Genomic DNA, 24726 nt, shown 5'->3' with positions numbered 1-24726 from the left:
GCGGAGTGTCGCGTTATGAACACTTACGCCCTATCCATCAAGATGTGCGCGAAATCATCATTTCGTGCCGGTCCGGCGGAGAGGGGTTCCAGGGTGAGCTACGCATCGGTGCCGCCGTACGACTTCGAGACCGTCCGGGGGCGTGGTTACCGCCCCGAGCAGGTCGACACGTTCCTGACGGCGCTCTCCGAGGACCGGGACGCCGCGTGGGAGCGTGCCGCCCGGCTCACCGTGCTCGCCAAGGACATGGAGGCGGAGTCCGCACGGCTGCGTGCCGTCGTCGAGGAGCTCCCGCCCCAGACCTACGAGACCCTCGGGGACCGCGCGGCGCGAGTGTTCCGGCTCGTGGTGGACGAGGCGGCGGCGCTGCGCGACAACGCCCGGCGCGCTCTGACCGAGGGGGTCGCGGAGGCGGAGGCGAGCGCCGAGCACGAGCGCTGTGCGGCACGTGATGAGGCGGACGCGCTCCGCGCGAGCACCGAGGAACGCGCCCGCCAGCTGCTGCTCGCCGCGCAGGCCGAGGCCGAGGAGATCCGGATCAGCGCCCGGCTGGAGGTGAAGGAGGCGCGCGGCGAGGCTCTCGCGGCCCTGCGAGAGCTGCGGCAGCGGACCACCGGGATGCTTGCCGAGCAGGCCAAGGAGCATGCCGAACGCTGGATCGAGGCGGAGGCCGAGGAAGCCGCGCGGTGCGCCGAGGCCGATGCGCAGATGGCTGACCGCATCGCCCGCGCGGAGGCTGCCCTGTCCGAGGCGAAGCGTGCCCTGGGCGAGGCGGAGGAGTGGCAGCACCGTTCCCAGGAGGCGGCCCGGGTGCGTGCCGAGGAGATCCTCGCGGAGGCGCGGGTCCGGGAGGAGCGCATCGGGCGCGAGACCGAGCGGGTGCTGCGCGAGCACGGGGAGACCTGGGACGACGTACAGGCGCACATGGACCACATGCGGGACAGCCTCATGACCCTGACGGGGCGCGCGACGGCGGAATAGCGCCCGGCCGTCAGTGTTCGCGCGCCCAGGCCTCAGTCTTCGCCGCGCCCCGGCCCGCCGCCTTCTCTGCGGTCAGGCCCCCCGGCGCCCGGCGCCCGCGAGGATCCAGCCCTCCACCGCCTCGTACTGCCGGCGCTGTTCGGCCGCCCCGCGCCGGCCGGAGGCGACCGTCCCCAGCCACCCCAGGAGGAAGCCGGCCGGGATGGAGACGATGCCGGTGGTGGTGAACGGGAACCAGTTGAAGTCGGTGTGCGGGAAGGCGGCGCCCGGCGTGCCGGAGACCAGGTTCGTGCCCGGCATCAGGAGGAGCACGGTGAGGGTGCCGCCGAGCAGCGTGCACATCAGGCCGGCCCGGGTGTAGCGGCGCCAGAAGAGCCCGTAGACCAGGGCGGGGGCGAGGGCGGAGGCGCCCAGGCAGAAGGAGAGGGTGGCCAGGGGCTGCAGGCTGTGGTGCTGGACCAGGGTCGCCAGCAGGATGGTGGGGACTCCTATGGCGAGCGCGCTGAGGCGGGCGAGTTTCATCTCGCGCCTCACCGGTGTCTGCTTCGCGCGCGTGGCGAGCACGTCGTGGGCCAGGGAGTTGGCGCAGGCCAGGATCATGCCGGCGACAGAGGCGAGCAGGGTGAGGAAGAGCGCCGTGGTGACGGTGGTGAAGAGCAGGGTCCCCGCCGTGGACACGTCGGCTCCGAACGCCGCGCGCGAGCCGAGCAGATAGGCGGTGTTGCCCTGCGGGTCGGCGGCGGTGATGGCGCTGCGGCCGACCAGGGCGGTGGCGCCGAAGCCCACGATGCTGATGATCAGGACGAAGAGGGCGACGCCCGACACCGCCCAGGACATCGACCGGCGGACCTGGCGGGCGCCGGCGGCCGTGTACATGCGCATGGTGACGTGCGGCAGGCAGGCGCCGCCGAGGACGATGGTCAGTTCCGAACTGATCATGTCCAGGCGGGGGTTGGGTCCGCCGGTGAACTGGAGGCCGGAGTGCAGGTAGGCGGTTCCGGCGCCGCTGCCCCGGGCCGCCGCGGTGAGCAGGACGCCGGGGTTCCAGTCGAAGCGGTGCAGGATCAGCAGGGCGACCACGGTGCCGGAACCGAGCAGCATCACGATCTTCAGGATCTGGATGAGGGCGGTGCCCTTCATGCCGCCGATGGCCGCGTAGCTGATCATCAGCGCGCCGAGGCCGATGACACAGCAGGTCTGGACGGACTCGTCGGAGAAACCGAGGATGAAGGCCATCAACTGCCCGGCGCCGGCGAGTTGGACCAGCATCAGCGGCAGCAGGGCGGCGATGGTCACCGCGCAGGCCGTGATCCGTACGCACCGGCCGGGCATCCGGCGGGCCAGCGCGTCGCCCATGGTGAACCGGCCCGCGTTGCGCAGCGGTTCGGCCAGCAGGAACATCAGCAGCATCAGCGACAGGGCCGTGCTGAGAGCCAGGACGACACCGTCGTAGCCGCACAGGGCGATCACGCCGCCGGTGCCGAGGACGGTGGCCGCGGAGATGTAGTCGCCGGCGATGGCCAGGCCGTTGCGCAGCGGGGAGAGGGAGCCGTAGCCGGTGTAGAACGCGTCGAGGTCGTCGCGGTCCGGGCCGGTCAGCACGCACAGCAGGAGGGTGAGGGTGGCGACGGCGGTGAAGGCCACCAGCGACATCGAGGACATCGACTGTGCGGAGCCGCTGGAGCCGGTCACCGCACGGCTCCTCGCCTGGCGTCCAGTTCGGCCGTCCTGCGGATGCGGTCGGCGAGCGGGTCGACGCGGCGGCGCGCGGTGTGCTCGTACAGGGCTATCGCCAGCCAGGTGACGGGCAGTTGGACAAGGGCCAGGAGCAGGCCTGCGGGCACGCCGTCGGCGACCGTGCTCGTCATCACGCCCGGGGCGAACGCGGACAGCACCAGGAACAGCGTGAAGTAGCCGAGTGCGGTGAGGGTCGCGGTGCGCCGCTGGAGGCGGTAGGCACCGCGCAGCATCCGCAGGTCGCGGTGGTGGCCGACCGGGTCCCGGTGCGGCACGTGACGGTGGATCGGCGGCTTTGGCGGCAGCGGCTGCCAGGGGTAGGTGAGGTACGACGGATCGCGCGGGGAAGGGTCCTGGGACATCCCGGTGCTCCTTGCGTGGCTCGGGTCCGTGGCGGCGGACCGCAGGGAGGGGAGGGAGCGGGGTCACGCACCCTACTCGCAGGTAGCCGGGGCGCGCCGAGTTTTTCCCCAACTGGCCGACCGGTATGCGCTTTCTGACGGAGAGCCCCTCTGACCTCGGGTGTTACCCGCGTTGACCGGGGGGTGGGGGTCGCCTTGAGGGCGCCGTGTTGACGCGGGGGCGGGGTCAGTCCGTGAGCACCGGGAAGCGTCGCGGTGCCACGAACAGCAGGACCAGGAACGCCAGCGCCGCCGCGCACGCCGCCCCCAGGTACACGGCGTGGACCGCCTCCGCGATCGCGTGCCGGGTGGACCCGGAGGCGGTCCCGTCGTCCAGCGAGCGCGTGACCGAGTCGAGGTCGCCGGCCCCGCCCAGGCGGGCCGCGAGCACCCCGTTGGCGATCGCGCCGAACACCGAGGCGCCGATCGTCTGTCCGGTCTGCCGGCAGAAGAGCACCGACGCGGTGGTCGTGCCCCGCTCCTCCCAGCCCACCGTCGACTGCACGCCGACGATCAGCGGCAGCTGGAACAGGCCGAGCGCGCCGCCCAGGACGAGCATGAGCAGCGTCGGCTGCCAGGCGGCGCCGGGGTAGGGCAGGAAAGGGAAGGCGAAAAGGATCAGCGCGGCCGCGCCGATACCGAGCAGCGCGGTGTCGCGGAAGCCGATCCGCCGGTACACGTGCTGGCTGAGCGCCGCGGAGACCGGCCAGCTCAGCGTCCACACCGACAGGACGAATCCGGCGGCCACCGGCGCCAGGCCGAGGACCGACTGCGCGTAGGTGGGCAGGAACACCGTGGGGGCGACCATCAGCAGGCCCAGCGCGCCGAGCGCGAGGTTGACCGCGGCGATCGTACGGCGGCGCCACACCCAGCCCGGGATGATCGGTTCCGCGGCCCGGCGCTCGATCCACACCACGAGCCCGACCAGCGCGAGGCCGGTGGCGAACAGCGCGCAAGAGGGCGCGGACCACCACGCCCACGCCACCCCGCCCTGCACGAGCGCCGTCAGCAGCACGCCCCCGCACGCGAAGACCGCCAGCGCGCCGGCCCAGTCCACTCGTGCGGGCGTGCGCGGCGCGCGCCGCGGCTCGTGCAGATGACGCACTATCAGCCAGAGCGCCGCCGCGCCGATCGGCAGATTGACGAGGAAGATCCACCGCCAGTCCGCGTAGGTGGCCAGCACCCCGCCGAGCCCCGGTCCGGCGACCGCCGACACCGCCCACACCGTGGACAGCTTGGACTGGATCTTCGGGCGCTCCTTGAGCGGGTACAGGTCGGCCGCCAGGGTCTGCACGGTGCCCTGCAACGCGCCCCCGCCGAGCCCCTGCACGATCCGGAACGCGATCAGCGCGGCCATGTTCCAGGCGGCCGCGCACAGCAGCGACCCCAGCAGGAACACCACGGCCCCGGCGACCAGCACCGGTTTGCGGCCGAAGGTGTCGGAGAGCTTGCCGTACACCGGCAGCGTCACCGTCACGGCCAGCAGATAGCCGGAGAACAGCCAGGAGAAGACCGAGAACCCGCCGAGGTCACCGACGATCTGCGGTACGGCGGTGGAGACGACGGTGGAGTCGAGCGCCGCCAGCGCCATCGCGAGCATCAGGGCGGCCACCACGGCCCCCCGCCGGCCCGTCCCGGGCTCGCGCCCGGCCGCGCGTATCGCGGGTTTCGTGTTCTCCACCCCGGATCCCCTCCCCAGTGCGTTCCTCATGCATCCATATCGTCCGCGCCAGCTTCCCATCCGCTCCGACCTGGCGGGAGTGCGCATCGGCTCGGCCCTCACGCGGGCAGAGGGGGAGGCTGACCGCGCCGGAGGGTGGAGCCGGACCCGGAGAAGGGCTCCACCCGTCGGTGGACTTCCCCTAGGGGGTTCTCCGTACTACGGCTCGGGGAGGGTTCGTACCGCCGGAGGAGGAGACGGCGCCCCTGTCGTCCTTAACCTGGCTTTACGCCGCCGGGGGGCGGTTGACGGAACCGCCGGGGGTGGGGTTTTCCCCCGGGAAAGACGGGGCTTCGCACCAGCGCGGAGCGGCCCCGCCCACCGCGAGACTCATCGTCGTACCGAACGCTTCGCAGCAGGACGCGGCACAGAGCCGTCCGTTCGCTGACCGACTTAGGAGACATACCGTGACATCGGCTGTGACCATTCCCAGGCACGGGGGTACTGGAGGGCGTACGGCCGTTGCCGCGCGGGCGCGGCAGGTCGTCAAGGCGTACGGGTCCGGAGAGACCCGGGTCGTCGCTCTCGACCACGTCGACGTGGACATCACGCGGGGGCAGTTCACCGCGATCATGGGCCCCTCGGGGTCCGGCAAGTCCACCCTGATGCACTGCCTCGCCGGACTCGACACCGTGACGAGCGGTCAGATCTTCCTGGACGACACGGAGATCACCGGCCTGAAGGACAAGAAGCTCACGCAGCTGCGCCGGGACCGGATCGGGTTCATCTTCCAGGCGTTCAACCTGCTGCCGACGCTGAACGCGCTGGAGAACATCACGCTGCCCATGGACATCGCCGGGCGCAGGCCCGACCAGGAGTGGCTGCGGCGCGTGGTGGAGACCGTGGGGCTCGCGGACCGCCTCAAGCACCGTCCCACGCAGCTCTCGGGCGGTCAGCAGCAGCGCGTGGCCGTGGCCCGCGCCCTCGCCGCGCGCCCCGAGATCATCTTCGGTGACGAGCCGACCGGAAACCTCGACTCCCGCGCGGGCGCGGAGGTCCTCGGCTTCCTGCGCAGCTCCGTCACCGACCTGGGGCAGACCATCGTGATGGTCACGCACGACCCGGTGGCCGCCTCCTACGCGGACCGGGTGCTGTACCTGGCCGACGGCCGGATCGTGGACGAGATGTTCAAGCCGACCGCGGACACCGTCCTGGACCGCATGAAGGACTTCGACGCGCGGGGGCGTACGTCATGACCGTCATGAAGACCTCGATGCGCAACTTCTTCGCGCACAAGGGACGCATGGCCCTGTCGGCCGTGGCCGTGCTGCTGTCGGTGGCGTTCGTGTGCGGCACGCTGGTGTTCACCGACACGATGAACACGACGTTCGACAAGCTGTTCGCGGCGACCTCGTCCGATGTGACGGTCAGCGCCAAGGGCGCCTCCGACACCGGTGAGACGACCTCGGACAACGGCAAGCCACCGGTCATGCCGGCCTCGGTGGTCACCAAGGTCCGCGCGGCGGCCGGCGTCAAGGCGGCAGAGGGGACGGTCTTCTCGACGTCCGTGACCGTCGTCGACGCCAAGAAGGACAGTCTGTCGCCGTCCAGTGGCGCACCGACCATCGTCGGCAGCTGGAACTCCAACGACGCCCGCACCATGAAGATCACCTCCGGTGCGGCGCCGGCGAACTCCGGCCAGATCATGGTGGACGCCGACACCGCCGACAAGCACCACCTCGGACTCGGCGACGAGATCGGCGTGATCAGCGCGGTCGGCACGCACACCGCGAAGATCTCCGGCATCGCCGACTTCACCGTCACCAACCCCGGTGCCGCGATCTTCTACCTGGACACGAAGACCGCGCAGCGCACGCTCGTCGGGCAGAGCGGTGTCTTCACGAACGTCAACGTGACGGCCGCCGCCGGTGTCACCGACGCCCGGCTGAAGAGGAACGTGACCGGCGCGCTCGGCGCCCGCTACCAGGTGCAGACCGCCAAGGAGACCGCCGACGCCAACCAGAAGGACGTCGAGGGCTTCATGAACGTCATGAGGTACGCGATGCTCGGCTTCGCCGGGATCGCCTTCCTCGTCGGCATCTTCCTGATCATCAACACCTTCTCGATGCTGGTCGCCCAGCGCACCCGTGAGATCGGCCTGATGCGGGCCATCGGCTCCAGCCGCGGCCAGGTCAACCGGTCCGTGCTCGTCGAGGCGCTGCTGCTCGGCGTGGTCGGCTCGGTCCTCGGGGTCGGCGCGGGGGTCGGCATCGCGGTCGGGCTGATGAAGCTCATGGGCTCGATAGGCATGCACCTGTCGACCAGCGACCTGACGGTGGCCTGGACGACCCCGGTGCTCGGCCTGGTCCTCGGCGTCGTCGTCACCGTCCTCGCCGCCTACCTGCCCGCACGGCGGGCCGGCAAGGTCTCCCCGATGGCGGCGCTGCGCGACGCGGGCGCCCCCGCCGACGCCAGGGCAGGCCTCGTACGGGCCGTGCTGGGCCTCCTGCTGACCGCGGGCGGCGGCTACGGCCTCTACTTGGCCGCGGAGGCCCACAAGGCGTCGCAGGGCGCCGCCTGGCTGGGGCTCGGCATCGTGCTCTCGCTGATCGGGTTCGTCGTCATCGGCCCGCTGCTCGCGGGAGCGGTCGTACGGGTGCTGGGTGCCGTCCTGCTGCGGATGTTCGGCCCCGTGGGGCGCATGGCCGAACGCAACGCCCTGCGCAACCCGCGCCGTACCGGTGCCACGGGCGCCGCCCTGATGATCGGCCTCGCGCTGGTCGCCTGCCTCTCGGTGGTCGGCTCCTCCATGGTCGCCTCCGCCACCGACCAGCTCGACAAGACCGTCGGCACGGACTTCATCATCCAGTCCGACAGCGGCCAGCGGCTCACCCCGCAGGCCGTCAAGGCGGTGAAGGACACCCCGGGGCTCGCGCGCGTCACCGAGTACCGGGTCACCTCGGCCGACTACACCACCCCCGACGGCGAGACGCTGAAGGACACCGACATCACGGCGGCCGACCCGACGTACGCGACCGACCTGCGGACCAAGACCGTCGCCGGAAACCTCGCGGACGCCTACCTGCCGGACTCGATGTCCGTGCACGACAAGTTCGCCAAGGCGCACGGCATCCACCTCGGCTCGAAGATCACCCTCAAGTTCAAGGAAGGGCGTACCGCCCGCCTGACGGTCCGGGCGATCACCAGCAGCGACGGCCTCATCGACGCCGGCTCCAAGTACATGTCGATCGCCACGCTCGCCAAGTACGTGCCGGCCGACCGGATGCCGCTCGACGACCTGGTCTTCGCCACCGCCCGGGACGGGCGGCAGGACAGCGCGTACAAGTCGCTCAAGAGCGCCCTGCACGACTACCCGCAGTACACGGTGCGCGACCAGACCGACTACAAGCAGGCGCTGAAGGACCAGATCGGCCAGCTCCTGAACCTGATCTACGGGCTGCTCGCACTGGCGATCATCGTCGCGGTCCTCGGTGTCGTGAACACCCTGGCGCTGTCCGTGGTCGAGCGGACGAGGGAGATCGGCCTGATGCGGGCGATCGGTCTGTCGCGGCGGCAGCTGCGCCGCATGATCCGCATGGAGTCCGTGGTCATCGCCCTCTTCGGCGCCCTGCTGGGCCTGGGGCTGGGCATGGGCTGGGGCGCCACCGCCCAGAAGCTGCTCGCCCTGCAGGGCCTGAAGGTCCTGGAGATCCCCTGGCCGACGATCACCGGGGTCTTCATCGGCTCGGCCTTCGTGGGCCTGTTCGCCGCACTGGTCCCCGCGTTCCGGGCGGGCCGGATGAACGTCCTGAAGGCGATCGCGACGGACTGACGGGAGCGGCCGGAAGGCCACCGCATACGGGGGTTGCGGGGGAGGGCCCGGCGCCGCGGAGACCTCAGGTCTCCGCGGCGCCGGGCCCCGTCTCCGTCTGTGTCCGTTTCCGGGACGAGGGGTCCGGGCCCTGCCCCCTCCGAGTCCGGCCCTCGACCGGCCCGGTCGGGGCGGGGCGTGCGGGCCGGTGCTTCGAGTCCGGTCTTGCGGCAGCCCGGGTCGGCGGCGGAGCGTCGGTGTTCTTCGCGTCCGGCTTCCTGACCGGCCGGGTCGGATGGTGGGCGGGCATAGGCTTCGGGGGTCCGGGGGCGGAGTCCCCCGGGTACGGCCACCGCGACGCGGGGCGCCTCGCAGGGCGACGGACGATGTCCACAGCCCCGGCAGCCGCGCCCGCGTAGTCGTACGCTGGAGACCCCCCGGTCGCAGCCCGCGCCGGGCACTTCGCGTTGCCCGCCCCCCGACGAAAGCCGCCCTGAATGAGCCTGCACGGTCTGCTCGACGCCGTCGTCAAGGACGCCGCACTCGCGGAAGCGATCAAGGCGGCCGCGGACGGCAACCGCATGCACGTCGACCTGGTCGGCCCGCCCGCGGCCCGCCCCTTCGCGGTCGCCGCCCTGGCCCGCGAGGCCGGCCGCCCCGTGCTCGCGATCACCGCCACCGGCCGCGAGGCCGAGGACCTGGCGGCCGCCCTGCGCACCCTGCTGCCGTCCGAGGGCGTCGTGGAGTACCCCTCCTGGGAGACGCTGCCGCACGAGCGGCTCAGCCCCCGCAGCGACACCGTCGGCCGTCGCCTCGCCGTGCTGCGCCGCCTCGCCCACCCGAGCTCCGACGACCCCGACACGGGACCGGTCTCCGTCGTCGTCTCCCCGGTGCGGTCCGTGCTCCAGCCGCAGGTCAAGGGCCTCGGCGACCTGGAGCCGGTGGCGCTGCGCACGGGGCAGAGCGCCGACCTGAACGACATCGTGCACGCCCTCGCGGCCGCCGCCTACGCGCGCGTGGAGCTCGTGGAGAAGCGCGGCGAGTTCGCCGTGCGCGGCGGCATCCTGGACGTGTTCCCGCCCACCGAGGAACACCCCTTGCGCGTCGAGTTCTGGGGGGACGACGTCGAGGAGATCCGCTACTTCAAGGTCGCCGACCAGCGCTCCCTGGAGGTCGCCGAGCACGGCCTGTGGGCGCCGCCCTGCCGCGAGCTGCTGCTCACCGAGGACGTCCGGGCCCGCGCGCGTGCCCTCGCCGAACAGCACCCGGAGCTGGGCGAGCTGCTGAACAAGATCGCCGAGGGGATCGCGGTCGAGGGCATGGAGTCCCTCGCCCCGGTGCTGGTCGACGACATGGAACTGCTGCTCGACGTGCTTCCCGAGGGCGCGATGGCCGTCGTCTGCGATCCGGAGCGGGTGCGCACGCGTGCCGCCGACCTGGTGGCCACGAGCCAGGAGTTCCTGCAGGCGTCGTGGGCGGCGACCGCGGGCGGCGGGGAGGCGCCCATCGATGTCGGCGCGGCCTCCCTGTGGTCGATCGCGGACGTCCGCGACCGGGCGCGCGAGCGGGACATGATGTGGTGGTCGGTGTCGCCGTTCGCCGCCGACGAGTCGTTCACCGATGCCGCTGACGCGACGGGGTCCGCCGACACCCTCAAGCTCGGCATGCACGCCACCGAGACCTACCGCGGCGACACCGCGAAGGCCCTCGCCGACACCAAGGGCTGGCTCGCCGACGGCTGGCGCACGGTCTACGTGACCGAGGGCCACGGCCCCGCCTCCCGCACCGCCGAGGTGCTCGGCGGCGAGGGCATCGCGGCCCGTCTGGACGTCGACCTGGACGAGCTGAGCCCCTCGGTCGTGCACGTGTCCTGCGGTTCGATCGACTACGGCTTCGTCGACCCGGCACTCAGACTCGCCGTGCTCACCGAGACCGACCTGTCCGGGCAGAAGGCGGCCGGCAAGGACGGCTCCCGGATGCCGGCCCGGCGCCGCAAGACCATCGACCCGCTCACCCTGGAGCAGGGCGACTACATCGTCCACGAACAGCACGGCGTCGGCCGCTACATCGAGATGGTGCAGCGCACCGTCCAGGGCGCCACCCGCGAGTACCTGGTCGTCGAGTACGCCCCCGCCAAGCGCGGCCAGCCCGGCGACCGGCTCTACATCCCCACCGACCAGCTGGAGCAGATCACCAAGTACGTCGGCGGCGAGGCGCCCACCCTGCACCGCCTGGGCGGCGCGGACTGGACGAAGACCAAGGCGCGCGCCAAGAAGGCCGTCAAGGAGATCGCCGCCGACCTGATCAAGCTGTACAGCGCGCGGATGGCGGCGCCCGGGCACGCGTTCGGCACGGACACGCCCTGGCAGCGCGAGCTGGAGGACGCCTTCCCGTACGCGGAGACCCCCGACCAGCTGACCACCATCGCCGAGGTCAAGGACGACATGGAGAAGTCGGTCCCGATGGACCGCCTGATCTGCGGCGACGTCGGCTACGGCAAGACCGAGATCGCGGTCAGGGCCGCCTTCAAGGCCGTACAGGACGGCAAACAGGTCGCCGTCCTGGTGCCCACCACCCTGCTGGTGCAGCAGCACTTCGGCACGTTCTCCGAGCGGTACTCGCAGTTCCCGGTGAGCGTGAAGGCGCTCTCCCGCTTCCAGACCGACACCGAGGCCAAGACCACCCTGGAGGGACTCCGGGAGGGCGCGGTCGACGTCGTCATCGGAACGCACCGCCTGTTCGCCTCGGAGACCAAGTTCAAGGACCTCGGCCTGGTCATCGTCGACGAGGAGCAGCGCTTCGGCGTCGAGCACAAGGAGCAGCTCAAGAAGCTGCGCGCCAACGTCGACGTGCTGACCATGTCCGCGACCCCGATCCCGCGCACCCTGGAGATGGCGGTCACCGGCATCCGCGAGATGTCCACGATCACCACCCCGCCGGAGGAACGGCACCCGGTACTCACCTTCGTGGGACCGTACGAGGAGAAGCAGATCGGCGCCGCCATCCGCCGCGAACTGCTGCGCGAGGGCCAGGTCTTCTACATCCACAACCGGGTCGAGTCCATCGACCGCGCGGCGGCCCGACTCCGTGACATCGTCCCCGAGGCCAGGATCGCCACCGCGCACGGCCAGATGTCGGAGTCGGCACTGGAACAGGTCGTCGTCGACTTCTGGGAGAAGAAGTTCGACGTGCTCGTCTCGACCACGATCGTCGAGTCCGGCATCGACATCTCCAACGCCAACACCCTGATCGTGGAACGCGGCGACACCTTCGGCCTGTCCCAGCTGCACCAGCTGCGCGGCCGGGTCGGCCGAGGGCGGGAGCGCGGGTACGCGTACTTCCTGTACCCGCCGGAGAAGCCGCTGACCGAGACCGCGCACGAGCGGCTCGCGACGATCGCCCAGCACACCGAGATGGGTGCCGGCATGTACGTGGCGATGAAGGACCTGGAGATCCGGGGCGCCGGCAACCTGCTCGGCGGCGAGCAGTCCGGGCACATCGCGGGCGTCGGCTTCGACCTGTACGTCCGCATGGTCGGCGAGGCCGTCGCCGACTACCGGCGGCAGCTGGAGGCAGGGGAGCCTTCGGCGGGGGGATGGGAGGAGCCGCCGCTGGAGGTCAAGATCGAGCTGCCCGTCGACGCGCACGTCCCGCACGACTACGCGCCCGGCGAGCGGCTGCGCCTCCAGGCCTACCGGGCCATCGCCTCCGCCAACTCCGAGGCGGACATCAAGGCGGTCCGCGAGGAACTCACCGACCGCTACGGCAAGTTGCCCGAGCCGGTGGAGAACCTGCTGCTCGTCGCCGGGCTGCGGATGCTCGCCCGCGCCTGCGGGGTCGGCGAGATCGTCCTGCAGGGCACCAACATCCGTTTCGCACCGGTCGAGTTGCGCGAATCGCAGGAGCTGCGGCTCAAGCGTCTGTACCCGGGGACCGTCATCAAGCCGGCCGTCCACCAGGTACTGGTGCCCCGTCCGAAGACCGCGAAGGTGGGCGGGAAGCCGCTGGTGGGGCGGGAGCTGCTGGGCTGGGTCGGGGAGTTCCTGGCGTCGGTGCTGGGTTCGTAGGACGGCCGGGGCGCGGCTCCCGCCGGCTACCTCGACACCGGCCGCGCCCCGCCGCCGTCCCCGTCGCCGACGCGTAGGCGCCCGCGTCCGCCCCGGCGCGGGGGGCGCCGGCTCCCGCACGGAGCCGGCGCCCGCGCCCGCCCGGCACCCCCTCCCCGTCGCCGACGCGTCGGCGCCCGCTCGGCGTCGGCGCCCGCGTCCGCTTGGCGCCCGCGTTCGCCCGGCGCGGGGCGCGCCCGGCTCCCGCACGGACCGGGCGCGAGCCCGCCGGCGCGCCTCGTCAAACCGAGGACGCACCTCGTGGATCCGGGACGTGCCTCGTGGACCACGGGAACGCGCTCGATCCGGTGCACCGGGCGACGCGGGAATGCGGGGCGGTCTAGCTCACCGGAGCCTGCGGGGCGGGCCGGGGCCCCCTCCTGAGCGGCGCGGCGGCTTTCGGGCCGCCGGCACCGCACCAGGAGCCGGCCGCCTCCACCATCCGCCACCCACCCCAGGCGGTTTGGCGCGCCGTGGAGCGGCAAAGCGTGCGGTTACGGCACGGCGTGCGGTACTGCGTGCGGGCGCGGTGTGGCGTGAAGGGGCGTGGGGGCGCATCGCCCGGGCTTCTCCCAGTGCGTCAAAGAGATACCGGTAAAGGGTGGTTGGTTGTTGTCCGCCCCTTCGGGTCTCATTCGGTGCGAACCGCGCGGCGGATACCGTGAGCCAGGAGAGATCCGCCCACGTGGGGGCGGAATGAGGAAGGAAGAGGGGGCGCACGTGGCGCGTCTGAGGGGCGGGGCGGTCATCGCTGTCGTCGTGATCTTCGCCGTGGCCGGCTGCAAGGACCTGGAGGACAAGGGGAGCCCGGGAGCCCAGGGCGCGGGCGGCGGGGGAGCGGCGCTGACCGCCGCCGACGCGCTGACCGTCAAGGGCCGGGCGCCGAAGACCGGTTACACCAGGGAGAAGTTCGGCTCCGCCTGGGCGGACACCGACTCCAACTCCTGCGACACCCGGGACGACATACTCAAGCGGGACCTCAAGGAGGTGAAGTTCACCGGCGGCGACTGCAAGGTCTCCTCCGGCGTGCTGGACCCGGACCCGTACTCCGGCAAGGACATCACCTACAGGCGTGGCCGCAGCCTGGTCGACATCGACCACCTCGTCGCCCTCTCGGACGCCTGGCAGACGGGCGCCAAGTACTGGGACGGCAGCAAGCGCATAGCCCTGGCCAACGACCCGCTCAACCTGCTGGCCGTCGACGCGAGCGCCAACCGCGGCAAGGGTGACGGCGACACGGCCACCTGGCTGCCGCCCGCCAAGGCCTACCGCTGCACCTACGTCGCCGCGCAGGTGGCCGTGAAGAAGAAGTACGGGCTGTGGGTCACCGCCGCCGAGAAGGCGGCGATGAAGAAGGTCCTCGCCGCCTGCCCCGGCCAGAAGCTTCCCGCGGGCGGCAACCCGACCAAGGCCCCGTCCCGGTTCAAGGCCCACTGACACGACGGCTCGTACACCCCGGCGCACGGCGCGGTTCACCGTGCACCGGGGTGCGCGCATGTGACGGCACGCCGCTGTGACCCCACCCGCCCCTCGGCACGCGGCCGCGTCGGCGATCGCCACACAACGGTTCGATACAACCCGGACCGCGCGTCGGTGTCGGGCCATATGCTCGAACCGACCACCGCACGTCCGGTGCTGTCCGTCGGCGGACGCACCGGACGGGCACGTACGCCCTATTTCAGGCAAACAGGAGCGAGCATGCAAGGCCAGGGCCATGCGCAGCCGGTGCAGCGGCCGCCGCACGACGCGGTACTGGTCCTGTTGCGTGTGGTGTTCGTGTCGATGGGCGTGTTCAGCGTCGGCTTCCTGGCGTGGGTGATGATGCTGCGGCTGGCCACGGTGACCCGGAGATCGGCCGACTACGGCCTGCTGGTGGCCGTCGCCGCGGCCGACGTCCTCAGCATCGTGCTGCTGGCCACCGAACCCGGCGACGACGTGCACACGGTCGGCGGCTACCTCGGGATCACGCTGCTGTTCGGCGCGCTCCTGGCCACGGTCGTCTACTACCTCGCCGCCGACGTACGCCACTTCCAGCGGCAGCGCGAGGCGTACGCGGCGCAGACCGCGGCGCAGGCGTACGGCTACCCGCACCCCGCCTCCCCGTACGCCACGACGGCGACGCCCCTGGGCACGCAGCCCCCGCACACCCCGCCCCCGCACACCGTGCCCCCGGTCTCCCGGCCGCCGCACGTCCAGCCGCCCATACCCGCGCCGCCCCAGCGTCCGGCGCCCGCGCGGATCGAACAGGTGCGTGCCGAGCTCGACGAGCTCAGCGACTACCTGCGCAAGCACGACGGCGGCGAGGGCGGAAGGTGACCGTGGCGCCCGGGCGGGTCGTCGCCGACCGCTACCAGCTGTCCGCGCTCATCGGCCAGGGCGGCATGGGCCAGGTCTGGACGGCCTACGACCAGCGGCTGGACCGGCGCGTGGGGGTGAAGCTGCTGCGCCCCGACAAGGTGGCGGGCGCGGACGCCGACGAACTGCGCCGCCGGTTCCTGCGGGAGTGCCGGGTGACCGCGCAGGTCGACCACCCCGGCCTGGTCACCGTGCACGACGCGGGCACCGAGGGCGACGAGCTGTTCCTCGTCATGCAGTACGTGGACGGCACCGACCTCGCCGGGCACCTGGCGGAGCACGACCCGTACCCCTGGCCGTGGGCGGTCGCGGTGGCCGCGCAACTGTGTGCCGTGCTGAGCGCCGTGCACGCGGTGCCGATCGTCCACCGTGACCTCAAGCCGCGGAACCTGATGGTCAAACAGGACGGCACGATCACCGTTCTGGACCTCGGTATCGCCTCCGTGATGGAGACCGACAGCACCCGCCTCACCCACACCGGCACCCCGATCGGCTCGCCCGCCTACATGGCGCCCGAGCAGGCGATGGGCGGCGCGGTCGGCCCGTACACGGACCTGTACGCGCTCGGCGTGCTGCTGCACGAACTGCTCAGCGGGGAGGTGCCGTTCGCCGGCTCCACCTCGCTCGGCGTGCTGCACCGCCACCTGTACGAGCAGCCGGTGCCGGTGCGCCGGCTCCGCCCGGAGGTGCCCGAGCCGCTGGAGGCGCTGGTGCTGCGGCTGCTCGCCAAGGACCCCCAGCACCGGCCCGCCTCGGCGCAGGAGGTGTACGAGAACCTCGTCCCGCTCCTGCCCGCGCGCGGCATGCACACCGGTTCGCCCCTGGACCCCACACGCCCCTTCCTGCGCCCGCACGCGCCCTGGCCGGACCGCGCGCGGCTGCCCGCGCCGCAACCCGCCGCCGCGGCGGCCGCCGTACCCGCGCGGCCCGATGTCGTCACCGCCGTCGACGAGGTCAAGCGGCTGCTCGGGGAGGGACGCATCACGCAGGCCGTCGACATCCTGGGCGCGATCCTGCCGGTCGCCGCCGACCAGCACGGCGAGCACTCCACGGTCGTCCGCACCCTGCGCAAGCAGTACGCGGCCACGCTGATGGACGACGGCCAGTACCGCCGCGCACTGCCCGAACTGCGCCGGCTCGCCGACGAGCGCGCCGCCGAGGCCGGGCAGGCCGACCCGCAGTCCCTGCGGTTCCGGTACGAGACCGCCCAGTGTCTGGAACAACTCGGCGAACCGGCCGCGGCACTCGCCGAGTACCGCGCGCTGCTGCCGTACTACGAGAACCAGTACGTGGCCGGCGACCCGCACCTCGCGCACGACGTGCGCCGCCGGATCGGGCAGCTGCTGCTCGCGCTCGGCGACCGGCCGGCCGCCCAGGACACCCTCACCCGGCTGCTGTTCGACGTGGAACGGCTGCACGGACCCGGTCATCCGATGGCGGGCGAGGTCCGGCGGACGCTGCACTGGCTGGGGCAGGTGCGCGGCTAGTTCCCGCGCAGTTCATACTGCACCTACTTCGTGCACGGCCGCGCACAGCACGGCCACAGCCAGCGACACAGACAACAGGGGTGGGGTTCCGGCATGTCCAGCCATCGGCAGTCGAGGAAGCGCAGATACATCACGTGGGGCGTGGCGGGAGCCGCGGTCGTCGCCGGGGCCGGGATCGCCGCGCAGACCTCCATGGCCGCCACCACCTGGCCCGCCCAGAAGACGTACACCGGGCGCGCCTTCGACACCTGCACCGCCCCCTCCCTGGCCGCGATGAAGGCCTGGCACGGCGGCCTCTACGGGGCCGCCGCCGTCTATGTCGGCGGCAAGAACCGCGGCTGCGCCCAGCCGAACCTCACCGCCTCCTGGGTCAAGTCCGTCACCGCGGCCGGCTGGAAGCTCATCCCGCTCTACGTCGGCGCCCAGCCGTCCTGCCAGAGCGGCTCCAACCCGGAGAAGATGACCACCACGAACGCCGCCTCCCTCGGCACCGCCGACGCCACCGACGCGGTCGCCAAGGCCGCCGCCCTCGGCATGAAGGCGGGCAGCCCGATCTACCTGGACATGGAGGCGTACGACACGACGAACACGGCGTGCAACAACGCCGTGCTCACCTATGTGCGCGCCTTCGACAAGCAGCTGCACGCGAAGACCTACCGCGCGGGCTTCTACGGCTTCACCAGCTCCAGCGCCAAGGCGATCGCGAACGCCAAGGACAAGACGGACCTGCCGGGCAACCTCTGGTACGCGCTGTGGGACAAGAACAACACCACCACGGCCGACTGGCCGTTCGGCGCGACGCAGTTCACCGCGCACAGCCGGGCACACCAGTACATGGTGAACAGCAAGGAGACGCGGGGCGGTTACACGATCACCGTGGACCGTGACGCGTGGGACGCCCCGGTGGCGATCACCGGCTGAGCGGGCGCGTACCGCGGAGGCCGGTACCGCAAACCCTTGCGGAGGGTGGCGCGGCGGTGCCGGATGCGCGTGTGAATCGTTGGTCGAATGGGTTGGCCAGAGCTTGCCCACTGCCTACCATCGATCACCGCAAGACTTTGTGCACCGTCGCACAATCTCCTCGGGAGGCATCCTTGCACCGCCGCCGTCGCACCGCGCTCGTCCTGTCCGCCGCGATCGCCACCGCGGTCCCCTTCCTCACCGCCTGCGGAAGCGACGCGCACCCGGGCGCGGCGGCCGTCGTCGGCGGCCAGCGGATCACCGTCACCCAGCTGGAGACCCGGGTGAACGAGGTACGCCAGGCCCAGCGGGCGGCTGTGCCGGACGAGCAGCAGTACCAGCAGGTGCTCGCCGCCACCAGCAGCCTCACCCGGGACACGCTGCACAACATGGTCCTCGACCAGGTGCTGCACCGGGCCGCCCAGGACGCGGGTATCGGCGTCACCCGCAAGGAGATCCAGCAGATGCGCACCGGCCTCGCGCAGCAGGCCGGCGGCACCAAGGCGCTCCAGAACGCCTGGCTCCAGAAGTACGGCATCGCCCCCAGGCGGCTGGACGACAACCTGCGCCTCCAGCTGGAGGCGCAGAAGCTCGCCAAGCTCCTCGGCACCGACACCAGCCAGCCCGCCTTCTGGAAGGCCCTGTCCAAGGCGTCCCAGGAGCTCCACGTCGACCTCAACCCCCGCTACGGCGCCTGGGACATCCAGAAGAGCAGCCGGGTGGACACCAAGACGCCGTGGGTGCGTGAGGTCACGTCGGCCGGGACACAGACGGCGGCGTAGGCGCAGGGCGGACGGCCCGGCGAGCGGGGTCCGGGCCGGCGGGCCGGGTGACACGGGCGGGGGCGACGCGAGCGGTCATACGATCACTCGACCGCCCCGCCCTGTGGACATCGCCCGAGGCCGGCGGCGCGGGTGCGTTACGTTCGGAGGGTGAACACCACCAGCCCGGAGCCTCCCGCTCCCCCCGTCCCCGACCCCGGCCGGATCATCCTGCTCACCACCAGCCACCGGGTCGCCCCCGGCCTGCTGTCCTGGCCCGCCTGGCAGGCGCTGCGCTCGGCGGACCGGGTGCTGTGCGCGGACGGTACGCACCCGCAGCTGCCCTATCTGCGGGAGGCCGGGACGGCGGTGGACGAGAGCGCCCCCACCGCGCAGGAACTGGTCGAGGCCTGCGCCGGCGGCCGGACGGTGGTGGTCGTGGCGACGGGCGAGGGCGAGCCGGCCCTCACCGACGGCCTGGCCCGCCTCGCCGGCTCCGGCCGTGTCGCGATGCCCCGGCTGGAGCTGCTCCCCGCCTCCTACGACCTGCCCGGCGCCCGCCTCCTCGACCTCGTCCAGGTCATGGACCGGATCCGCGCGGAGTGCCCCTGGTCGTCGCGGAAGACCCATGAGGGTCTGGCGAAGTACGCCATCGAGGAGGCCTACGAACTCGTCGAGGCGATCGAGACCGGCGACCGCGACGAACTGCGGGAGGAACTGGGCGACGTGCTTCTCCAGGTCGTCTTCCACGCGCGCATCGCGGAGGAGGACCCGGACGCCCCCTTCTCGGTCGACGACGTGGCCGGGGGCATCGTCGCGAAACTCATCCACCGCCATCCGCACGTCTTCGGTGACGAGACCGCCTCGACACCCGAGGAGGTCAAGGAGCACTGGCTGCGCACGAAGGCGGTCGAGAAGCGGCGCGAGTCGGTGACGGACGGCATACCCCTCGCCCAGCCCGGACTCGCACTGGCCTCGAAGCTCGCCTCCCGGGTGCGGACGGCCGGTCTGGAGGTGCCGCTGCCACAGCCGCGGGGCATCGGGTACGAGCTGCTCGCGCTGGCGGTACGGGCCGAGGCGGAGGGAACCGACCCCGAGTCGGCGCTGCGGGCCGCGGCCCGGGCGTACCGGGACGCGGTGCGCGTCGCGGAAGGGGTGGACGCGTAGGCACTGCCCCCGGGCCGCCTGGCCGGCTCCAGGGCCCTCCGCCGCCGGATACCGTCAGGAGGTGACCAACCAGCCCACCTCCGACGGCCCCACCCCCGGCGGCCCCGCCGCGCCCGAACTCTTCACCTGGGAGTTCGCCGCCGACCCGTACCCCGCCTACGCCTGGCTGCGGGAGCACGCGCCGGTGCACCGCACCCGGCTTCCCAGCGGGGTCGAGGCCTGGCTGGTCACCCGCTACGCCGATGCCAGGCAGGCCCTCGCCGACCCTCGGCTGTCCAAGAACCCGGAGCACCACGACGAGCCCGCGCACGCGAAGGGGAAGACCGGGATCCCCGGTGAGCGCAAGGCCGAGCTGATGACGCATCTGCTGAACATCGACCCGCCGGACCACACCCGGCTGCGCCGGCTGGTCAGCAAGGCGTTCACCCCGCGCCGGGTGGCCGATTTCGCGCCCCGGGTACAGGAGCTGACCGACCGGCTCATCGACGGGTTCGCGGAGCGGGGCGAGGCCGACCTGATCCACGAGTTCGCCTTCCCGCTGCCCATCTACGCCATCTGCGACCTGCTGGGCGTCCCGCGCGAGGACCAGGACGACTTCCGGGACTGGGCCGGGATGATGATCCGGCACGGGGGAGGGCCGCGGGGCGGGGTCGCGCGGTCCGTGAAGAAGATGCGCGGCTATCTGGCCGAGCTGATCCACCGGAAGCGGGAGGCGCTCACCGCCGAGCCGGCCCCGGGCGAGGACCTCATCTCCGGACTCATCCGCGCCTCCGACCACGGCGAGCACCTCACCGAGAACGAGGCCGCCGCCATGGCCTTCATCCTGCTGTTCGCCGGCTTCGAGACGACGGTCAACCTCATCGGCAACGGCACGTACGCCCTGCTCACCCACCCGGAACAGCGCCGCCGCCTGCAGGACTCGCTGGCCGCCGGCGAGCGCGGGCTGCTGGAGACCGGAGTGGAGGAACTCCTGCGCTACGACGGGCCGGTGGAGCTCGCCACCTGGCGGTTCGCCACCGAGCCGCTCGGCATCGGCGGGCAGCGCATCGCGGCAGGCGACCCGGTCCTCGTGGTGCTCGCCGCGGCGGACCGGGACCCGGAGCGGTTCGCGGAGCCGGACACGCTCGACCTGTCCCGGCGGGACAACCAGCACCTCGGATACGGCCACGGCATCCACTACTGTCTCGGCGCCCCGCTCGCCCGCCTGGAAGGGCAGAGCGCGCTCGCCACCCTCCTCACCCGTCTCCCGGATCTGCGACTCGCGGCGGACGAGAGCGAGTTGCGCTGGCGCGGCGGGCTCATCATGCGCGGACTGCGCACGCTCCCCGTGGAGTTCACCCCCGTGGCGCCCTCCACCGGCAAAGATGACCGGCGTTCAACTATGTGATCTTCACGTGATCTGTGCGGCATTAACTTGTGACAAGTGATCGTGTGCCTATACGTTCACCCATCAGTGCGGCGCGTCGGCAGGACCCGTCGCGCCGGTCACCGCTGTCGCTCGAAAGGTTTCCGCATGCTCTCCGGGAACGGTCGTCACCGTCGCCCCCGTCAGGCTCCGGCTCTTCTCGTCGCGGCCGGCGTGACCGGCTCGGCCATCGCCATCCCGCTCCTCGGAGCGGCGAGCGCCAACGCGGCCGACGGCAGCACCTGGGACAGGGTGGCCGAGTGCGAGAGCGGCGGCTCCTGGAGCATGGACGCAGGCACCGGCTACTACGGCGGCCTGCAGATGTCCCAGGACGACTGGGACGAGCACGGCGGCCAGGAGTACGCCAGTACGCCGGACCAGGCGAGCCGTTCGCAGCAGATCGCCGTCGCCGAGAAGATCCTCGCCGACCAGGGCACCAAGCCCTGGCGGACCTGTGCCCTGTTCGCCGGGCTGTCCTCGGACGACGCCTCGGTGAACGTCGACACGGGCCTCGGCGGATCCGGTGACACGTCCGGCTCCTCCGACTCGTCCCCCGGGCTGTCCGATTCGTCCTCTTCATCTGGTTCATCGGATTCATCTGGTTCATCGGATTCCGGCTCGTCCGACTCCTCGCCGGACGCGTCGGGCGCCACGGACCCGGACTCGGCCACCCCGTCCCCGAGTGCGAGCGACGACTCCGGCAAGGGCGCCTCCACCGGCTCCACGAAGACGGACAAGTCGGGATCCAAAGGCTCTGGTGCCTCGAAGGTGAGCGAGAACCCCGTGGTTCCCGAAGCCGACGACTCGGACAATTCGTGGCAGACGGGCAGCTCTTGGGATCTGGTCGACACGGGGGCCGTCGGCAGCAGTGGCAAGCATCGTGGTGGCTCAGCGGACGAAAGCGTGACAAACGGTCAGAGTGCGACGTCTTCCGGACGTCACGCCTCCCCGGGTGCCGGCACCTACACCGTGCGGGACGGCGACACGCTCGCCTCCATCGCCGACTCCCTTGACCTCGACGGCGGATGGCGCGCGCTCTTCGCCGCCAACAAGGCGGACATCGGCACCGACCCGAACCACATCGCCCCCGGTCAGACCCTGAAACTCGGTAGCTAAACGGATTGAAACCGGCGGGAGTTGACGCTTCCACCCGCCCTGTTTCGAAGCCAAATGTCCGCTTTGGTGAAAGTGTGGGATGAGTCTCAGAAGCCCTGATCATCTTTGATATTCGCCGGATCGCCTGTTTACGGTCGAGGCCGCTCGTCACCACGAGCCCCGGCCGTCGCAACGCCGAGTCCTGCCAGCGGCCACCCGGGAACAGTCGTCGCGTCAAGCGCCGTAGGCAGGAGCGGGGGACCCAAGGTAAGTGCCGGGACCGGTGGTTGAGGCTGCCGTGTCCGGCTCGGGGTGAAGCCGCGCACCGTGAGGTGTGCGGCCGGGCAACTCATTCGGCCCGAACCCGACAGCTCACCTCGCAGGCGTCGGTGAGGGGATCCTCCATGCTGTTTTCCGGCAAGGGCAAGCACCGTCGTCCGTCCAAGGCCGCCCGCGTCGCCGCGCTCGCCGGCGTCACCGGTGTCGCCATCGCCGCTCCGCTGATGGCCACCGGCACCGCCTCGGCCGCCACCGCCTCCGAGTGGGACGCCGTCGCCCAGTGCGAGTCCGGTGGCAACTGGGCCATCAACACCGGCAACGGCTACTACGGCGGTCTGCAGTTCTCCGCCTCCACCTGGGCCGCGTACGGCGGCACGCAGTACGCCGCGCAGGCCAACCAGGCCACCAAGGCGCAGCAGATCGAGATCGCCGAGAAGGTTCTCGGCGCGCAGGGCAAGGGTGCCTGGCCGGTCTGCGGCACGGGCCTGTCCGGCGCCGCCCACACCGGCGGCAGCACCAGCTCGTCGAGCAGCAGCACCGCCACCCGCTCGACCGACACCCAGGCCGCCTCCCGCTCCGCCGAGCGTCCGGCCGCCAAGAAGACGGTCACCACCCCGACCGGCAAGAAGGTCAAGAAGGGCGACGGCGAGTACAAGGTCGTCAAGGGCGACACGCTCAGCTCGATCGCCGAGAAGCACAAGGTCAAGGGTGGCTGGCAGGCGCTGTTCAAGCTGAACAAGGACATCGTCGACGACGCCGACTTCATCTACCCGGGCCAGCAGCTGCACCTCAAGTAGGCCCCGGGAGGCGGGCGCCCCGAAGTGGCAGGCGGCGCCCGGCCGAACCACAGCGCTCACACAACCGTGGTCCCCGCGGTGAGGACCACATGAGGGCCACCCCCGTCCCCCACGGCTCCCCGCTCCGGTGCGTCTTCCCCCGTACGCACCGGAGCGGGGTTTGTCTTTGTCCTCGTGCGGCGGTCCTCTCCTTGACCCGCTCTTCTTCCGTTCTTCATCGGACCCCCCTTTGTTCCGTGCATGAACAATGAGTACCGTCTGTGTGTCCACGGGCCGGTCGGTCGGCTGGCTCACGGGCCCGGGACGGTTAGGCTCTAGTCGCAAGGCTGAGCAAGGGCCGACCAGGCCCGCGTGCGCCCGCACAACCAGCGTCACATCCCAAGAAGGAGATGCTCGTGCCGTCCATCGACGTCGTCGTAGCCCGGGAAATCCTGGACTCCCGAGGCAACCCCACGGTCGAGGTCGAGGTCGGCCTCGACGACGGCAGCACGGGTCGTGCCGCCGTTCCCTCCGGCGCCTCCACCGGCGCCTTCGAGGCCATCGAGCTCCGTGACGGCGACCCCAACCGCTACCTCGGCAAGGGCGTCGAGAAGGCCGTCCTCGCCGTGATCGAGCAGATCGGCCCGGAGCTGGTCGGCTACGACGCCACCGAGCAGCGCCTGATCGACCAGGCCATGTTCGACCTGGACGCCACCGACAACAAGGGCTCGCTCGGCGCCAACGCCATCCTCGGCGTCTCCCTCGCCGTCGCGCACGCCGCCTCCGAGGCCAGCGACCTGCCGCTGTTCCGCTACCTGGGCGGCCCGAACGCGCACCTGCTGCCGGTGCCGATGATGAACATCCTCAACGGCGGCTCGCACGCGGACTCCAACGTCGACATCCAGGAGTTCATGATCGCCCCGATCGGCGCGGAGTCCTTCTCCGAGGCGCTGCGCTGGGGTGCCGAGGTCTACCACACCCTGAAGAAGGTCCTGAAGAACAAGGGCCTGTCCACCGGCCTCGGCGACGAGGGCGGCTTCGCCCCGAACCTGGAGTCCAACCGCGCCGCGCTCGACCTCATCCTGGAGGCGATCAAGCAGGCCGGTTACGTCCCCGGTGAGCAGATCGCGCTCGCGCTCGACGTCGCCGCGTCCGAGTTCTACAAGGACGGCAAGTACGAGTTCGAGGGCAAGTCCCGCTCGGCCGCCGAGATGACCGAGTACTACGAGGAGCTCGTCGCCTCCTACCCGCTGGTCTCCATCGAGGACCCGCTGTTCGAGGACGACTGGGCCGGCTGGAAGGTCCTCACCGACAAGCTCGGTGACAAGGTCCAGATCGTCGGCGACGACCTGTTCGTCACCAACCCGGAGCGCCTGGCCCGCGGCATCGAGGACGGCGCCGCCAACGCCCTGCTGGTCAAGGTGAACCAGATCGGTTCGCTCACCGAGACCCTGGACGCCGTCGAGCTGGCCCAGCGCAACGGCTTCAAGTGCATGATGTCCCACCGCTCCGGCGAGACCGAGGACGTCACCATCGCCGACCTCGCCGTCGCCACCAACTGCGGCCAGATCAAGACCGGCGCCCCGGCCCGCTCCGAGCGCGTCGCCAAGTACAACCAGCTGCTGCGCATCGAGGAGATCCTCGACGACGCCGCGGTGTACGCCGGCCGCAGCGCCTTCCCGCGCTTCAAGGGCTGAGCCGTAGGGCCCGTAGAGGGTAAGGCTTAGCCAGTCGTACGTACGTCC

General features: G+C 71.5%; 17 protein-coding genes and 1 riboswitch. Of the genes, 14 read left to right on the top strand and 3 right to left on the bottom strand.

The window, feature by feature from the left end; translation table 11 throughout:
- Positions 1-93 precede the first annotated feature (93 nt).
- Positions 94-981, top strand: coding sequence for a cellulose-binding protein (locus tag ACZ4O3_RS13720; RefSeq protein ID WP_362728187.1), 888 nt, complete (start codon positions 94-96; stop codon positions 979-981).
- Positions 982-1053: 72 nt separating this feature from the next.
- On the opposite strand, the gene ACZ4O3_RS13715 is transcribed toward ACZ4O3_RS13720, so the two are convergent.
- From ACZ4O3_RS13715 to ACZ4O3_RS13705, 3 genes are all read right to left on the bottom strand, one after another.
- Entirely contained in the window at positions 1054-2643 is a 1590-nt protein-coding gene (locus ACZ4O3_RS13715) for a sodium/solute symporter (protein ID WP_467722436.1), read from the bottom strand.
- A gap of 26 nt (positions 2644-2669) precedes the next feature.
- On the bottom strand, positions 2670-3080 hold the full coding sequence (locus tag ACZ4O3_RS13710) for a DUF485 domain-containing protein (RefSeq protein WP_362728189.1): 411 nt from the start codon (positions 3078-3080) through the stop codon (positions 2670-2672).
- Between the two features lie 226 nt (positions 3081-3306).
- Positions 3307-4800: an MFS transporter gene (locus ACZ4O3_RS13705; protein WP_467722237.1), complete on the bottom strand. Its 1494-nt coding sequence runs from the start codon at positions 4798-4800 to the stop codon at positions 3307-3309.
- 446 nt (positions 4801-5246) lie between these two features.
- Between ACZ4O3_RS13705 and ACZ4O3_RS13700 the strand changes: the two genes are divergently transcribed.
- The 13 genes from ACZ4O3_RS13700 (at position 5247) to eno (ending at position 24678) form a co-directional block, all read left to right on the top strand.
- Positions 5247-6035, top strand: coding sequence for an ABC transporter ATP-binding protein (locus ACZ4O3_RS13700; RefSeq protein WP_362727641.1), 789 nt, complete (start codon positions 5247-5249; stop codon positions 6033-6035).
- Positions 6032-8611: an ABC transporter permease gene (locus tag ACZ4O3_RS13695; RefSeq protein ID WP_467722236.1), complete on the top strand. Its 2580-nt coding sequence runs from the start codon at positions 6032-6034 to the stop codon at positions 8609-8611. The genes ACZ4O3_RS13700 and ACZ4O3_RS13695 overlap by 4 nt, the downstream gene beginning before the upstream one ends.
- A 476-nt stretch (positions 8612-9087) precedes the next feature.
- Positions 9088-12657 carry a transcription-repair coupling factor gene (gene mfd, locus ACZ4O3_RS13690; RefSeq protein ID WP_467722235.1) on the top strand — a complete coding sequence of 1190 codons (3570 nt, stop codon included), beginning with the start codon at positions 9088-9090 and terminating at the stop codon, positions 12655-12657.
- Between the two features lie 759 nt (positions 12658-13416).
- Positions 13417-14133 (top strand): HNH endonuclease family protein, encoded by a 717-nt coding sequence (locus tag ACZ4O3_RS13685; RefSeq protein ID WP_467722234.1) that lies wholly within the window; start codon positions 13417-13419, stop codon positions 14131-14133.
- A gap of 261 nt (positions 14134-14394) precedes the next feature.
- Positions 14395-15012 (top strand): hypothetical protein, encoded by a 618-nt coding sequence (locus ACZ4O3_RS13680; RefSeq protein WP_362730119.1) that lies wholly within the window; start codon positions 14395-14397, stop codon positions 15010-15012.
- Positions 15013-15050: 38 nt separating this feature from the next.
- Positions 15051-16538, top strand: a complete 1488-nt coding sequence (locus ACZ4O3_RS13675) for a protein kinase domain-containing protein (RefSeq protein WP_467722435.1) — start codon at positions 15051-15053, stop codon at positions 16536-16538.
- A gap of 93 nt (positions 16539-16631) precedes the next feature.
- Positions 16632-17459, top strand: a complete 828-nt coding sequence (locus ACZ4O3_RS13670; RefSeq protein ID WP_362727990.1) for a glycoside hydrolase domain-containing protein — start codon at positions 16632-16634, stop codon at positions 17457-17459.
- Between the two features lie 173 nt (positions 17460-17632).
- Entirely contained in the window at positions 17633-18280 is a 648-nt protein-coding gene (locus tag ACZ4O3_RS13665; RefSeq protein ID WP_362727992.1) for a SurA N-terminal domain-containing protein, read from the top strand.
- A gap of 150 nt (positions 18281-18430) precedes the next feature.
- A complete protein-coding gene (locus ACZ4O3_RS13660; RefSeq protein WP_362727994.1) occupies positions 18431-19426 on the top strand; it encodes a nucleoside triphosphate pyrophosphohydrolase in 996 nt (331 codons plus the stop codon).
- Between the two features lie 61 nt (positions 19427-19487).
- Complete coding sequence (locus ACZ4O3_RS13655) at positions 19488-20813, top strand: cytochrome P450 family protein (protein ID WP_385001019.1); 1326 nt, start codon at positions 19488-19490, stop codon at positions 20811-20813.
- Positions 20814-20939: 126 nt separating this feature from the next.
- Positions 20940-21947, top strand: a complete 1008-nt coding sequence (locus tag ACZ4O3_RS13650) for a transglycosylase family protein (protein WP_362727409.1) — start codon at positions 20940-20942, stop codon at positions 21945-21947.
- 208 nt (positions 21948-22155) lie between these two features.
- A riboswitch (cyclic di-AMP (ydaO/yuaA leader) is annotated at positions 22156-22327 on the top strand.
- 3 nt (positions 22328-22330) lie between these two features.
- A complete protein-coding gene (locus ACZ4O3_RS13645; protein WP_467722233.1) occupies positions 22331-23002 on the top strand; it encodes a transglycosylase family protein in 672 nt (223 codons plus the stop codon).
- A gap of 389 nt (positions 23003-23391) precedes the next feature.
- Entirely contained in the window at positions 23392-24678 is a 1287-nt protein-coding gene (gene eno, locus ACZ4O3_RS13640; protein ID WP_351320945.1) for a phosphopyruvate hydratase, read from the top strand.
- Positions 24679-24726: the final 48 nt, after the last annotated feature.

It is taken from the genome of Streptomyces sp. NPDC026515 (assembly GCF_055567595.1).
The sequence above is the reverse complement of the archived record's forward strand: the minus strand, read 5'-3'. Positions and strand labels throughout refer to the sequence as shown.

Excerpts from the sequence above, each read along its gene's own strand:
- ACZ4O3_RS13695 (WP_467722236.1), top strand. The coding sequence starts at position 6,032 with ATGACCGTCATGAAGACCTCGATGCGCAACTTCTTCGCGCACAAGGGA.
- ACZ4O3_RS13645 (WP_467722233.1), top strand. The coding sequence starts at position 22,331 with ATGCTGTTTTCCGGCAAGGGCAAGCACCGTCGTCCGTCCAAGGCCGCC.
- mfd (WP_467722235.1), top strand. The coding sequence starts at position 9,088 with ATGAGCCTGCACGGTCTGCTCGACGCCGTCGTCAAGGACGCCGCACTC.
- ACZ4O3_RS13680 (WP_362730119.1), top strand. The coding sequence starts at position 14,395 with ATGCAAGGCCAGGGCCATGCGCAGCCGGTGCAGCGGCCGCCGCACGAC.
- ACZ4O3_RS13715 (WP_467722436.1), bottom strand. The coding sequence starts at position 2,643 with ATGTCCTCGATGTCGCTGGTGGCCTTCACCGCCGTCGCCACCCTCACC.
- ACZ4O3_RS13670 (WP_362727990.1), top strand. The coding sequence starts at position 16,632 with ATGTCCAGCCATCGGCAGTCGAGGAAGCGCAGATACATCACGTGGGGC.
- ACZ4O3_RS13650 (WP_362727409.1), top strand. The coding sequence starts at position 20,940 with ATGCTCTCCGGGAACGGTCGTCACCGTCGCCCCCGTCAGGCTCCGGCT.
- eno (WP_351320945.1), top strand. The coding sequence starts at position 23,392 with ATGCTCGTGCCGTCCATCGACGTCGTCGTAGCCCGGGAAATCCTGGAC.
- ACZ4O3_RS13710 (WP_362728189.1), bottom strand. The coding sequence starts at position 3,080 with ATGTCCCAGGACCCTTCCCCGCGCGATCCGTCGTACCTCACCTACCCC.